Source organism: Cellulomonas carbonis, assembly GCF_014636275.1.
In the GTDB taxonomy this organism is placed as follows: domain Bacteria; phylum Actinomycetota; class Actinomycetes; order Actinomycetales; family Cellulomonadaceae; genus Actinotalea; species Actinotalea carbonis.
In genome coordinates this window covers 80,408-93,259 of the sequence record NZ_BMEB01000004.1, presented here as the reverse complement: position 1 = coordinate 93,259, position 12,852 = coordinate 80,408, and the positions used below count along the sequence as shown (strand labels likewise).

Annotated in this window: 10 protein-coding genes; 7 read left to right on the top strand and 3 right to left on the bottom strand. The window is 77.8% G+C overall.

Going from position 1 to position 12,852, the window contains the following annotated elements; all coding sequences use genetic code 11:
- Window positions 1-105 precede the first annotated feature (105 nt).
- Entirely contained in the window at window positions 106-4,152 is a 4,047-nt protein-coding gene (locus IEV86_RS12810) for an FtsK/SpoIIIE domain-containing protein (RefSeq protein WP_188484694.1), read from the top strand.
- 46 nt (window positions 4,153-4,198) lie between these two features.
- Here IEV86_RS12810 and IEV86_RS12805 read toward each other — a convergent pair whose 3' ends face one another.
- Window positions 4,199-4,624 carry a hypothetical protein gene (locus IEV86_RS12805; RefSeq protein WP_052426308.1) on the bottom strand — a complete coding sequence of 142 codons (426 nt, stop codon included), beginning with the start codon at window positions 4,622-4,624 and terminating at the stop codon, window positions 4,199-4,201.
- 319 nt (window positions 4,625-4,943) lie between these two features.
- Here IEV86_RS12805 and IEV86_RS12800 point away from each other — a divergent pair, with 319 nt between their 5' ends.
- Window positions 4,944-5,192 carry a WhiB family transcriptional regulator gene (locus tag IEV86_RS12800; protein ID WP_034227434.1) on the top strand — a complete coding sequence of 83 codons (249 nt, stop codon included), beginning with the start codon at window positions 4,944-4,946 and terminating at the stop codon, window positions 5,190-5,192.
- A 374-nt stretch (window positions 5,193-5,566) separates the two neighbouring features.
- Here IEV86_RS12800 and IEV86_RS12795 read toward each other — a convergent pair whose 3' ends face one another.
- On the bottom strand, window positions 5,567-7,039 hold the full coding sequence (locus IEV86_RS12795) for a sensor histidine kinase (protein ID WP_043607601.1): 1,473 nt from the start codon (window positions 7,037-7,039) through the stop codon (window positions 5,567-5,569).
- Between the two features lie 84 nt (window positions 7,040-7,123).
- On the opposite strand from IEV86_RS12795, the gene IEV86_RS12790 reads away from it, so the two are divergent.
- Genes IEV86_RS12790 through IEV86_RS12780 form a run of 3 tightly spaced genes read left to right on the top strand, consistent with a single transcriptional unit; the run spans window position 7,124 to window position 9,901 of the window.
- A complete protein-coding gene (locus IEV86_RS12790; RefSeq protein ID WP_043607600.1) occupies window positions 7,124-7,618 on the top strand; it encodes a DUF2505 domain-containing protein in 495 nt (164 codons plus the stop codon).
- Window positions 7,615-8,658, top strand: coding sequence for a LacI family DNA-binding transcriptional regulator (locus tag IEV86_RS12785; RefSeq protein ID WP_052426307.1), 1,044 nt, complete (start codon window positions 7,615-7,617; stop codon window positions 8,656-8,658). Before IEV86_RS12790 ends, IEV86_RS12785 begins: the two co-directional genes overlap by 4 nt.
- 13 nt (window positions 8,659-8,671) lie before the next feature.
- Complete coding sequence (locus IEV86_RS12780) at window positions 8,672-9,901, top strand: APC family permease (RefSeq protein ID WP_229734639.1); 1,230 nt, start codon at window positions 8,672-8,674, stop codon at window positions 9,899-9,901.
- Window positions 9,902-9,938: 37 nt separating this feature from the next.
- Here the strand turns inward: IEV86_RS12780 and IEV86_RS12775 are convergent, their stop codons facing one another.
- Window positions 9,939-10,457: a flavodoxin domain-containing protein gene (locus IEV86_RS12775; RefSeq protein WP_043610488.1), complete on the bottom strand. Its 519-nt coding sequence runs from the start codon at window positions 10,455-10,457 to the stop codon at window positions 9,939-9,941.
- 187 nt (window positions 10,458-10,644) lie between these two features.
- Between IEV86_RS12775 and IEV86_RS12770 the strand changes: the two genes are divergently transcribed.
- On the top strand, window positions 10,645-11,445 hold the full coding sequence (locus IEV86_RS12770) for an aldo/keto reductase (RefSeq protein WP_043610486.1): 801 nt from the start codon (window positions 10,645-10,647) through the stop codon (window positions 11,443-11,445).
- A gap of 167 nt (window positions 11,446-11,612) precedes the next feature.
- Window positions 11,613-12,830, top strand: coding sequence for a M15 family metallopeptidase (locus tag IEV86_RS18135; protein ID WP_268235233.1), 1,218 nt, complete (start codon window positions 11,613-11,615; stop codon window positions 12,828-12,830).
- The last annotated feature ends 22 nt before the right edge of the window (window positions 12,831-12,852 follow it).

Below are 12,852 nucleotides of genomic sequence, written 5' to 3'. Positions count from 1 at the left end.
GTCGGCGAGGTCGGCGAGGTCGGCGAGGGGCTGGGGACGGTGATCCGTCCCCAGCCCCTCGTGTCCTGCGACGCCCGGGACGTGGACCCGCGCCACCGTGCGCGGGTGCGCTTCACGTTCGAGCCCGTCGGTGACGTCGTGGTGGCCGAGGGGACCGACCTCGCGGCGTGCCGCGAGGCGCTCGCGTCGCTCGGCGGCGAGACCGCCCGGCTCCCCCTGTCGGCGAGCGGGTCGCCCCTCGGGGACGACCACGTCGCGGGCGCGCCGCCATGGGTCGCGGGGTCGCTCGTGCGCGCGGGCTCGACCGCACCCGACCCGGTCCGACCGGTCCTGCACGCACCGTGGCACCTCGCCGTCGTCGACGGCCACGGGGTCGGTGCGACGGCGGCGCCCGGACGCGACGGCACGGTGCTCGTGGGGCGGCGCGAGGCCCCGGCTCCAGGAGGGAGCCGTGCGACGCCGCCCGTGCCGGTCGGTGAGCTGGACCTGCCGGACCCCGCGGTCTCCCGGCGGCACGCCACCGTGGGCCGTCGACGCCGACGAGGCGGTACGACCGGTTCCTGGTGGGTCCGCGACGACGCGTCGGCCAACGGGACGGTGCTCGTGACGTCGCGGCGGGGCCGCCCACGCCGGACGAGCGTCGGGCGTCGCGCTCGGCGGCTGCGCCCGGGAGACCTCGTGCTCGTCGGCGCGACGACCGTCGAGCTGCGAGCGTCGGCCCTGGAGCCGCCGGCGTCGGTCACCCGCACCACGCCGGCCGGGGCGCCGGGACGCCTGAGGGCGCTCGCCGTGGCGGCTCGCGACCCGGCCGTGCTCGTGCCCCTCGCGGGCGGCCTGGTGATGGCGTCGCTGCTGCGCAGCCCCGTGCTGCTCGCCATGGCCCTGGTCGCGCCCCTCACCGCCCTCCTGGTCCGCACGGACCGGCACCGCCGCTCCGACGGCGCCCACCGGACCCCACGCAGCGACGACGCGGTCGTTGGACGCCCCGGGCCCACGTCCGCGGAGGACCCCGCACGGTCGGGCCGTCGGGGTCCGCAGTCGCTGCGGACCGCGGTCGACGGCGCGCTCGTCCTGGCCGATCCCGCGTGCGCCGCGTGCCGCGCCGCGGCGGACCGCGGCGACGCCCTCGCGGACGCCGCAGGCACGGGCCGCCCGGACTGGTGGGGCCTCGCGGTCGACGGCGCGCTCGGGCTCGTCGGCCCTCGCGACCGGGCGCTCGCCGTCGCGCGCTCCCTGGTCGCGGAGGTCCTCGCCGAGTCCGCCGAGCTCACCCTCCTGACCACCGAGCGGTCCGCGTGGGCGTGGCTGCGCTGGGCGGGCACGCGGCTGTCCGACGACCGTGGCGCGCGGGTCGCCGGCACCGCGGCCTGCGCCGCCGACGTGCTCGGACGGTCGGGACCGCGGACCGTCGTCCTGGTCGACGGCGTGCGGCCGTGGCGGACGGTCCTGCACCGCTTCTTCCTGCGCGGGGCGGGCGCCGCGGTGGTCGTGCTCGTCGAGGACCAGCGCGACCTGCCCGCGTGGTGCTCGTGGGCGGTGCGGCTGCTGCCGGACGGGTCCGCGTCGCTCGCGGGACCCGGCTGGTCCGGCCGCGTCCGGGCTCCCGGGCTCGACGAGCGCACCGCCGAGCAGCACGCCCGGCGCTGTGCGGCTCCGGCCCGGCACCCGGGGGGACGTGCCGCGCAGACCGGTGACGAGGGCACGACGGCGAGCCTCCTCCCGCCGCGGGTCGCACTCGCCGACGTCGTCCCGCCGCCCGACCCGGGAGCACGCCGGCGACGCGAGGCGAGCACGCTCGCGGTGCCGCTCGGGGTCGGGGCCGGCGGGCCGGTCGTGGTCGACCTCCTCCGTGACGGCCCGCACGCCCTCGTGGCGGGGACGACGGGGGCCGGGAAGTCCGAGCTCCTCCAGACGCTCGTGCTCGGGCTGGCGGCGCGGTACCGCACCGCGGACCTCGCCGTGGTGCTCGTCGACTACAAGGGCGGCGCAGGCCTCGGCCGGGCCGCCGCGCTGCCGCACGTGGTCGCCCAGGTCACCGACCTCGACGGGGCCGCGTCCGAGCGCGCGCTCGAGGGGCTGCGCGCCGAGCTGCGCCGCCGCGAGCGCCTGCTCGCGTCGGCGGGTGCGGCGGACCTGCGCGACCTGCCGGACCAGCGCCGACCGGCACGCCTGCTCGTCGTCGTCGACGAGTTCCGCGCTCTCGCCGAGGACCTGCCCGCGTTCGTCCCGTCGCTCGTGCGTCTCGCCGCCCAGGGCAGGTCCCTCGGGATCCACCTCGTGCTCGCCACGCAGCGCCCGGCCGGGGTCGTCGACGCCCAGCTGCGCGCGAACCTGCCGCTGCGGATCTGCCTGCGCGTCGCGGACGACGCGGACTCGCGCGACGTCGTCGGCGTGACCGATGCCGCGAGCCTGCCACCCGACGTCGCGGGACGAGCGGTCGTGTCCCGGCCAGGAGCGCCGCCGATCCTCGTCCAGACCGCCTGGGCGGCTCTGCCCGCGGGTGTCGCGACGCCTCACCCGGTCCGCGGGGCGGACCCGTGGGACGCGTGGCGGACGGACCAGGTGCCCGACCGTGCACCACGCGCGGTCACCCACGGTGTGCCCGGCGACCACGTGGTCGACGAGCTCGTCGCCGCCGTCACGCTCGCCCACCGCGCGGAGGACGACCCGGACCCGGAACCGCCCTGGCTCCCGCCCCTGCCCGCGGACGTCCCCCTCCCCGCCCAGCACGGGGACGCGCTGACGCTCGGCGTGACCGACCTGCCCGCCGAGCGGCGCCGCGGCGCCCTGGCGTGGGCGGCGCGGGGCCACCTCGCCGTGGTCGGCGGTCCCGGGTCCGGGCGGTCGACCACGGCGCTCGCCGTCACGCACGCCGCGCTCGCGCACGGCCGGCCCGTGCACGTCGTCCACGCCGGTGCGGGGGTCTGGGCGGCGCTCAGCGACGCCGACCACCACGCGCTCGGCACGGTCGTCGGCGCGGACGAGCCCGCGACGACCGCCGCACTGCTGCGGATGCTCCGGACGGTCCCGGCCCGCGCGGGCACGGTGCTCGTCGTCGACGACGTCGCCGCGGTCCGCAGCGCGCTCGAGCGGCTCCCGCGGGGCGCGGGCGACGACCTGGTCGAGACGCTCGCACGCGACGCCGCCGGGCGCGTCGCGATCGTGGTCGCGGGCGCTCCGCGCGACCTGCACCGCCTGCTCCCGGTCACGACCGAGCGCCTCGTCCTCCACGTGGGCGACCGGCACGACGCCGAGGTCGCCGGGCTCCCGGCACGTCTGTGGTCACCGGCCCGCGTCCCCGGACGCGCGGTGCACGTGCCGTCGGGCGTCGTGGGACACGTCGGTCGCCCGCCGGGACGGCTCCCGCCGTCAGCGGCGGCCGGAGCCGACGTGCGCGTGCTCGACCGACCGCCGCGACTCGTGCCGCTGCCGACCGACCTGGCGCTGGAGGGGCTCCCGGCGGCGGCCGTGGGCGTCGCGGCGCCGACCTCGGCCGCGCTCGTGCTGGTCGGCGCCCACGCTGCTCACGGTCGGCACGGGGCCGTGAGCGCTCACGGGGCCGTGAGCGCCGACGGCGGCGACGGCGGCGACGGCGGCGTCAGCGCCCATGGCGCCCACGGCGGCCGCACGGACGCCGACGACGCCCGCGCGAGGCTGCAGGGCACCGTGGCGCTCGACGCGAGCCGGGGCCTCCTCGTGTCCGGTCCGGCGGGCTCCGGCCGCACGACCGCGGTCCGCACGGTCGCCGACCGCCTCGTGCGGCTCGGGTGCAGCGTGGTCACCGAGGTGGTGCGTGAGCCCGGGGGCGGGACGCCGGCGCTGCCCGGAGGAGCCGTGGTCGTCCTCGACGACCTCGACGTCCTCGTGCGCCGCGACCCGTCGGTCGACGACCGGGTGCTCGCGCTGCTCGAGGACGGGGTCCCCGTCGTCGCGTCGGCACGTGCGGACCGCGTCGCGACGGCGTTCCGCGGCGCGCTCGCGGCGCTGCGGAACGGGGCGCCGCTCGTCGCGCTCTGGCCCGGCAACGCGTCGTCGGCGGACGCCGCGGGCGAGGACCTGTCCGCGGCCGTGGACCCGGCGGCGCCCACCGTGCCCGGCCGCGCGGCGCTCGTCGATCGCGGGCGGGTCACGGCCGTCCAGATCGCCCGCTGAGGCCGTCGGACGGGTCCGTCCGGGCGGCTGCGGGCGCCGGGAGACCTCAGTGGTCGACGGTGTGCGCCACGACCGGCCGGGTCAGCAGCAGCACGAACACGCCTACCGACACGGCGAGGACCACCCATGCCGCCGGGGTGTCCGTGGCGCGCCCGACGGCGAAGGCCGTCGCCGCCTGAAGGAGCTGCCACGTCGCGACGGGCGCGCGGCCGCTGCGCCGGCCCGCCCACAGCGCACGCGCGGACGCCACCAGCGCCGCCGCGACGGCGAGCGCGAACACGACGAGGAAGAGGGCGACCCCCACCGCGGACTCCGTCCCCCGCAGCACCTGCACCAGTCCGACCACGGCGCCCGCGGCCAGCGCGAGCGCCTCGACGCAGACCGCCGCGACGACGGCGACGACGCCCGCCGGGGGGCGTCGGGCGGGTCGCGGAGGGGTCGGCCTTGCCGGACGCGAGGGACGGTTGCTCACGCGCCCGACCCTAAGGCCGTCCGACACCGTCGCCGCAGGTGGGGCCACCGCCGCTGGCACACCGCTCCGGGCCGGCACCGCACCCCCGACGGCCGGTGGACCGGATGTGCCCGGACTCGTCCGGCTGTGGGAGGATGCACGAGCACCGGTGTGACCAAGGACTCAGCGTCACCGGAAGGAAACCCTCGCGTAACCCCTTGTGCCCTGGTCGGGGCCGTGTGAGGCTTGTTCCTAGTCATAGGACGTTCCGCACGACACCCCCGATCCGAAGCCACCCCCGTCCGGGGTTGGCTCGCCGCGTGCCCAAGGAGTGACACTCATGGATTGGCGCCACCGCGCTGCCTGCCTGGACGAGGACCCCGAGCTCTTCTTCCCCATCGGGAACACGGGGCCCGCGCTCGTCCAGATCGAGGAGGCGAAGGCCGTCTGCCGTCGCTGCCCCGTCGTCGACACCTGCCTCAAGTGGGCGCTCGAGTCCGGCCAGGACGCGGGCGTCTGGGGCGGTCTCTCGGAGGACGAGCGCCGCGCGCTCAAGCGCCGCACCGCGCGCGCCCGGCGCGCAGGCTGACCCCCCGGTCGCACACAGCGACCCCGCACCACCACGAACCCCGGCCCCGACGCCTCCCGCGTCGGGGCCGGGGTTCGTCCACGTCCAGCCCGCCCGACCGCCGCGCCACCGGGTCACGGATCGTCGCGGACCACGTGGGTGGCCCGGCCCGCACCGGACGCGGGCACGTCCACCCACGCGACGTCGACGCCCGACCGCCCACGACCCGGTCACGCGTCCGCGAGTCGTATGGGTGGCCCGGCCCGCACCGGACGCAGGCACATCCACCCACCCGCCCCGGCGGCGACCGTCGACGGCCGACCCGGCGGTCGGGGCGACCCGGCGGTCGGGCCGACCCGGCGGTCGGGCCGACCCGTCGACGGCCGACCCGGCGGTCAGACCGCGCGGCGGTCCTGGAGCTCGAGCTCGATGCGCACCGACGTCCCGCCGCCCTCGCGCGCCGACCAGGTGATCGACCCGCGCAGCTCGTTGCGCACGAGGGTCCCGACGATCTGCGTCCCCAGGCCCGTCCCGGCACCCGCGCTGCCGGGCGCGATGCCCACGCCGTCGTCGGCGACCGTCGCGGTGAGGTGCGCGCCCGCACGCTCGGCCACGATCTCGACCGTGCCGCGCTCACGCCCGACGAACCCGTGCTCGACCGCGTTGGTCACGAGCTCGGTGAGGACGAGCGCGAGCGCCGTCGCGCCCTCCGCCGGCACCATCCCGAAGGTCCCCGTCCGCACCGTCCGGACCGACGCACCGGCCGACGCGACGTCGGCCGCGAGCCGCAGCGACCGGTCGACCAGGGAGTCGAAGTCGACGGTCTCGTCGAGGGTCTGCGACAGCGTCTCGTGCACGAGCGCGATCGTCGTGACGCGTCGCATGGCCTCGTCGAGCGCCTCGCGCGCCTCGGGCGACGTCATGCGCCGCGCCTGCAGCCGCAGCAGCGCCGCGACGGTCTGCAGGTTGTTCTTGACCCGGTGGTGGATCTCCCGGATGGTCGCGTCCTTGGTGATGAGCTCGCGCTCGCGGCGGCGCAGCTCCGACACGTCGCGGCACAGCAGCACCGCGCCGACCCGCTGACCGTGGTCCGTGAGGGGCACCGCACGCAGCGAGAGGCACACGCCGCGCGACTCGAGGTCCGTCCGCCACGGCGCGCGCCCCATCACGACGACGGGCAGCGACTCGTCGGCCGACGAGCTGTCCTCGAGCAGGCCGGTCGTGACCTCCGCGAGCGACCTGCCCACGAGCGACCCGATGACCCCGAACCGGTGGAACGCGCTGAGGGCGTTGGGGCTGGCGTAGAGGACCTCGCCCTCGGAGTTCAGCCGGATGAGGCCGTCGCCCACACGCGGCGCACCGCGGCGCGGGCCGGTCGGCGCGTTGGGCGAAGGGAACTCGCCGCGCGAGATCATCCGGACGAGGTCGTCGGCGGCCTCGACGTAGTTGAGCTCGAGCCGGCTCGGCGTGCGCGCCCCGCCGAGGTTCGTCTGCCGCGCGACGACGGCGATCGGGCGTCCCCCGTGCACGACGGGGACGGCCTCCTCGCGCACCGCGTAGGTGCCGAACCACCGGGGCTCGCGCGAGCGCTGGATCTCGCCCTCGGCGAGCGCCTTCTCGAGCTGGGGCCGCTGCCCCTCCGGCGGCGCGCTGCCCACGACGTCGTCGTAGTGCACCGTCGCACCGGTCGAGGGACGCGCCTGCGCGATCGCGACCCAGCCCTCCTCACGCGTCGGGAGCCACAGCACGAGGTCCGCGAACGCGAGGTCGGAGATGAGCTGCCAGTCGCCCACGAGCAGGTGCAGCCACTCGACGTCGGCGGGGTCGAGGTCGGCGTGCCGGGGCACGAGGTCGCTGAGCGTGGACACGGGGGAAGCCTAGGTCGCCGGCCGCACCCCCGACGTCCCGGCTGGTTGTTAGCCTCTCCCTCATCCCGTCACCCGGAGGAACCGGTGCACCTCACCGCCCAGGTCCGTCACGCCGCCGACGTCGACCGCGTCGCGGCGCTCCTCGCCGACGAGCGCTTCGTCGCCGAGAAGGTCGGCTCGACCGGCGCGCTCCAGCAGCAGGTCGACGTCGTGGGGACCAGCGACGAGGCGTTCACCGTGACGACGCGGCGCCAGATGCCCACGACGGCCGTCCCGCCCCAGTTCCGCTCGCTCCTCGGCTCGACGCTCGAGGTCCGCCAGGTCGAGGCGTGGGAGCCGCCGGCCCCGGGCGAGCGCCGCGGGACCGTCGTCGTCGAGATCACGGGTGCCCCCGTGCGCCTGACCGGCACGATGCGCCTCGTCCAGGAGGACGACGGCACCACGACGCAGGAGTACGACGGCGAGCTCAAGGCCTCGGTCCCGCTGTTCGCCGCAGCCGTCGAGCAGGCGACCGCGGGGGCGATCCGCGAGGCGATCCGCGTCGAGGAGCAGACCGCCGCCGCCTGGCTGCGGCGGTGACGCAGCAGGACGGCCCGGTGGTCGCCGCGGCACCGAGCGCCGCCCCGACGCTCGAGGACGTCGCCGCTCGCGCGGGCGTCTCGCGGTCGACCGCCTCCCGGGCCATCAACGGGGGCCTGCGGGTCAGCCCGGACGCGCAGGCCGCGGTCGACGCGGCCGTCGCGGAGCTCGGCTACACGCCCAACCGCGCGGCCCGCACGCTCGTGACGCGGCGCACCGACGCCGTCGCGCTCGTGATCCCCGAACCCGACCCGCACGTCCTCGCCGACCCGTACTTCGCGAGCACCCTCCAGGGGCTCACGGCCGCGCTGGGCCCGACGAGCATCCAGCTCGTCCTGCTCATCGCGCGGCGCGGTCCCGAGGCGGTCCGGACCGAGCGGTACCTGCGCAACCGCAACGTCGACGGCGCCGTCGTCGTGTCGCACCACCGCGGCGACCGCCTCGCCGAGGTCCTCGCGTCGGCCGGCCTGCCGTGCGTCTTCGTCGGGCGCCCGGTGGACGGCGCGCACGGCCTGCCGTACGTCGACGTCGACAACCGGCTCGGCGGGCGGCAGGCGACCGAGCACCTCCTGGCCGCCGGCTGCCGCCGGGTCGCGACGGTCGCGGGACCGCCCGACATGGCCGCCGGCGTGGACCGGCTCGACGGGTGGGCGGACGCCCTGCGCGACGCGGGCGTCGAGCCGGCGGGGACGGTGCACGGCGACTTCACCACCGCGGGCGGGGCCGCCGCGACCGAGCGGCTGCTGCGCGAGCACCCCGACGTCGACGGCGTGTTCGTCGCGTCGGACCTCATGGCGGTCGGGGCGCTGCGCGTGCTCGAGCGGGCGGGCCGTGCCGTGCCCGACGACGTGCGGGTGGTGGGGTTCGACGACCTCGGCGTCGCGACGTCGACCGAGCCGCCCCTGACGACGGTCGCGAGCCCGGTCGTCGAGATGAGCCGGGTCGCTGGTGAGCTGCTCCTCGCGCAGATCGCGGGCGAGGGCGCACCCGAGGAGCCGAGGATCTTCGGCACGCGCGTCGTCCCGCGCGCCTCCGCCTGAGCCGGTCGTGGGCGTGGTGACGGACCCCGGTGCGCACGCACCGCTCTCGCGGCGGCTCGGGCTGACCGACGCGGTCGTCGTCGGGCTCGGCGCGATGCTGGGGGCCGGCGTCTTCGTGGCGTTCGGCCCCGCGGCCGCGGCGGCCGGCCGGCTGCTCCCCGTCGCGCTCGTGCTCGCGTCCCTCGTCGCGTGGGCGAACGCGGACTCGACGGCACGCCTCGCGGCGCGCCAGCCGACGTCCGGCGGCGCCTACGCGTACGGCCGCGCGCGACTCGGGCCCGCGTGGGGTGCGCTCGCCGGGTGGGCGTTCCTCGTCGGGAAGACGCTCAGCGCGGGTGCCGCGACGTGGGCGGTCGGCACCTACGCGTGGCCCGACCAGGCCCGGACCGTCGCGGTCGCGACCGTCGTGGTGCTGACCGGCCTCGCCGCCGCGGGGGTCCGGCGCGGGGTCGCGGTGACCCGGGCCGTCGTCGCGCTGACGCTCCTCGCGCTCGCCGTCGTCGTCGTGGCCGCGGTCGTGTCCGGCCCCACCGACGCGCCCGGTGGCGGGGACGGCGCCGCGGGTCCGGGCACGGTGCTGGGCGTGCTCGAGGGGGCCGGTGTCCTGTTCTTCGCGTTCGCGGGCTACGCGCGCGTGGCGACCCTGGGCGAGGAGGTCCGCGACCCCGCCAGGACGCTCCCGCGCGCCGTGGCGCTCGCGCTCGGCGTCGTCCTCGCCACGTACGCCGCGACCGCGTGGGCGCTCGTCGACGTGCTCGGCGTGACCGGGGTCGCCGCGTCCGCGCGCCCGGTCGCGGACGCCGCCGCGGCGCTCGGGCTGCCGGGCGCGGTCGCCGTGACGGCCGTCGTCGCGGCGCTCGCCGCCGCGGGGTCGGCCCTGGGGATCCTGCTCGGGCTCTCCCGGACCACGCTCGCGATGGCGCGCGACGGCGTGCTCCCCCGCTCCCTCGCCACGCTGGCCGGGCCACGCGCCGAGCCCCGGCCCGTCCGGGCCCAGGTCGTGGTCGGCGCAGCGGTCGTCATCGGGCTCCTGACGCTCGACCTGCCGGGCGCGATCGCGGTCTCGTCGGCCTCGGTGCTCGTCTACTACAGCGTCGCGCACGCGGCGGCGCTCACGCTCGGGCGCCGCGCCGTCCCGCTGCTCGGGCTCCTCGGGTGCGGACTCGTCGCGGCGTCGCTCGTGGTCGGCGTGGTGGCGCGCGCGGTCGGGGCCGCCACGGGCGGCGCCGTCGGCGCACCCTGACGCGCCCGACCCCACGCCGCGGCCTCGCGCGCCGAGGTCAGCGCACGAGGCGGATCTGCCGGACCTCGAGCCGGTGCAGGTCGTGCGCGATCGTGCGGGCCCAGTCGCGGATGTCCGGCCAGCTGCGGAAGTCGCCCTGCTCGGCCTGGAGCAGCGCGACGACGGCGCGTTCGGCGAGCGCGAGCGAGCTCTTGTCGAGCCTGCCCGCGAAGGTCCGGTGGCCCTGGGCGCCGAGGCGCGTCATGAGCGACGGCACCTCGTCGGGGTCGCCGAGCGGGACGGGCGGCGTGCCGACCGGTCCGGACGAAAAGAGCCACACGGGCCGGGCCGCGAGGCCCGCCGCGAGCCGGTCGACCATCGCGCGGGCGGACGCGGCCCAGCGACCGACGTAGACGGCCGAGCCGAGCACGACGGCGTCGTACGGCTCGAGCGTGTCGACCTCGTCGGGGTCGCGGACCTCGACGGTCATCCCCGACCCCGTCAGGACCGCCCCGATCTCCTCCGCGATCTCGCGCGTCGACCCGTGTCGCGAGGCCACCGCCACCAGGACCCTCATGCGTCCCACCTCCCCCGCTCCGGGGCCCACGACCGGTGCCCGCGGAACCAGGATCCGTCGCGCACGCGCCCGGCGCGTGGGCCGGAGGTCCCCGGTCGCCCGCCGGCCGTCTCCGCCGGGTGGTCCGCGGGTCGCCCGTCACCCATCGCCGTCGCGGTCGGCCACGACCTCGCGCAGACTGTCCGGCATGACAGCTCCCGACATCCCCACGATCGAGCTGAGGACCCCTGCGGGCGACATCCCGATCCCGCTCCTGGGCCTCGGCACCTGGCAGTCCGACGGCGACGACGCGTACCGCGCGGTGCGCCACGCGCTCGAGGTCGGCTACCGCCACGTCGACACCGCGACCGCGTACGGCAACGAGGACCAGGTGGGCCGCGGCATCGCCGACTCGGGCGTCGACCGCGAGAAGGTCTTCGTGACGACCAAGCTGCCGCCCGACGCGGCCGGCCGCGAGCGCGAGACGCTCGAGGCGAGCCTGCGCGCGCTCGGGACCGAGTACGTCGACCTGTGGCTCGTGCACTGGCCGCCGAACAAGCAGGCCACCCCCGCGACGTGGCAGGCGTTCCGCGACCTGCGGGACGAGGGCCTCGTGCGGGCGATCGGCGTGAGCAACTACTCGGTCGCACAGATCGACGAGCTCGTCGACGCGACCGGCGAGGCCCCGGCGATCAACCAGATCCCGTGGAGCCCGGCCGACTTCGACCTCGGTCTCGTCACCGCGCACGCGCAGCGCGGCGTCGCGCTCGAGGGGTACAGCCCGTTCAAGCGCACGGACACCTCGCACCCCGTCCTCACGGGGCTCGCCGAGGCCAAGGGCGTCTCGGTCGAGCAGGTCGTCCTCGTGTGGCACCTGCGGCACCGCGTCGTCGTCATCCCCAAGTCGGTCACGCCCGAGCGGATCGAGCGCAACATCGACGTGCTCGACGTCCACCTGAGCGACGAGGAGGTCGCCGCGATCGACGCGCTCAGCACCGTCGGGGGCTGACCGCACCCGGCCCGCGGCCGAGCCGCCGCCGAGCCGCCGCCGAGCCGCGGCCGAGCCGCCGCCGAGCTGGACCGTCCTCCACCGACGGTCGTCGAGGCCCCCGCACCGAGCCCGGGCGGGGGCCTCGACGTTCGACAGCGCGGCCGGACGCCCCGCACACTCGTGCGGTGACCAGACCCCGCCTGCGCACGCCGTCCCGGGCGGTCGCGTCGCCGACGGCGCTCGCCGCGGTCGTCGTGCTGGTCGCGGTCGTCGTGGCGGTGGCCCTGGCCGTCGTGCAGGGTCAGGCCCGCGAGCGGGCCGAGCGCGAGGCGGCCGCGGCCGCGCAGCAGGCGATGCGCACCGAGCGCGAGCGCCCCGAGCTCGACCGCACGAGGCGTGCCGAGGAGGCGCGGGTCACGCTCGTGACGCTGACCCGCGAGGCCGCCGCCGCGGACGCGGCCGCGGTGCTCGCGGAGGCGACCGCGCTGCTGGCGCGGACCGAGGGGCAGGTCGACGACGACGCCGTGCGCGTCGCGGTCGCCGACGGCGCGGCAGCGCTCGGCGCGCTCCTGACCGAGCACCCGACCGACCGCCTGGCCGACCACCCGTCCGGCCGCGCGTCCGACCCTGCCGGGGACCCGGCCGCCGACCCCTCGCCCGGTCCCTCGGCCGGTGCCGCCCGCATCACGGCGGCGACCGCGGACCTGAGGGCCGCGACCGCGGCGCTGTCCGACGCGCACGGGGCCTGGCTCGCGGCGCAGGAGGCCAGTGCCGCGGAGGCCGCGGAGGCCGCCGCGGCCGCTCGCGCGCAGGAGGAGGCCCGTGCCGCCGCGGCAGCCGCGGCCGCTGGTGCGCAGGACGACGGCGCGGCCGGCCGGCCGGCACCCTCGCGCGCCGCGGGTGCCGGGCCGGACTGCGGCGGACCGGACTCGTACGAGCCGCCCACCGGCACCGCGACGTTCTACACGTCGACGCCGTCCGAGGCCGGCGACGGCAGCAACGGCCGCCTCCCCCGCTCGGCGATGTCCGCGCTCGGCTGGTGCGTCGACGCGCGCGGGAACGCGCAGTGGCTGCGCGCGGACGCCGCCGCCGCGCTGACACGGCTCAACGAGGCCTTCCGTGCGGCGTTCGGCGAGAACGTCGCAGTCGACATGTCCTACCGCTCGTACGAGGACCAGGTCGCGATGCGCGAGCACTACGGCAGCGTCGCCGCGCGCCCCGGCACCTCGAACCACGGGTGGGGCACCGCCTTCGACACGTGGGAGTGGTCCGCGTACGCGTTCGGCTCGGCACGCTACGAGTGGCTCGTGAGCAACGGGCCGGCCTACGGCTGGGTCGCGCCGTCGTGGGCACGGGAGGGCGGCAGCAACCCCGAGTACTGGCACTTCGAGTACGTCGGCTGAGGGCTCGCGCCGCCGGAGTCGG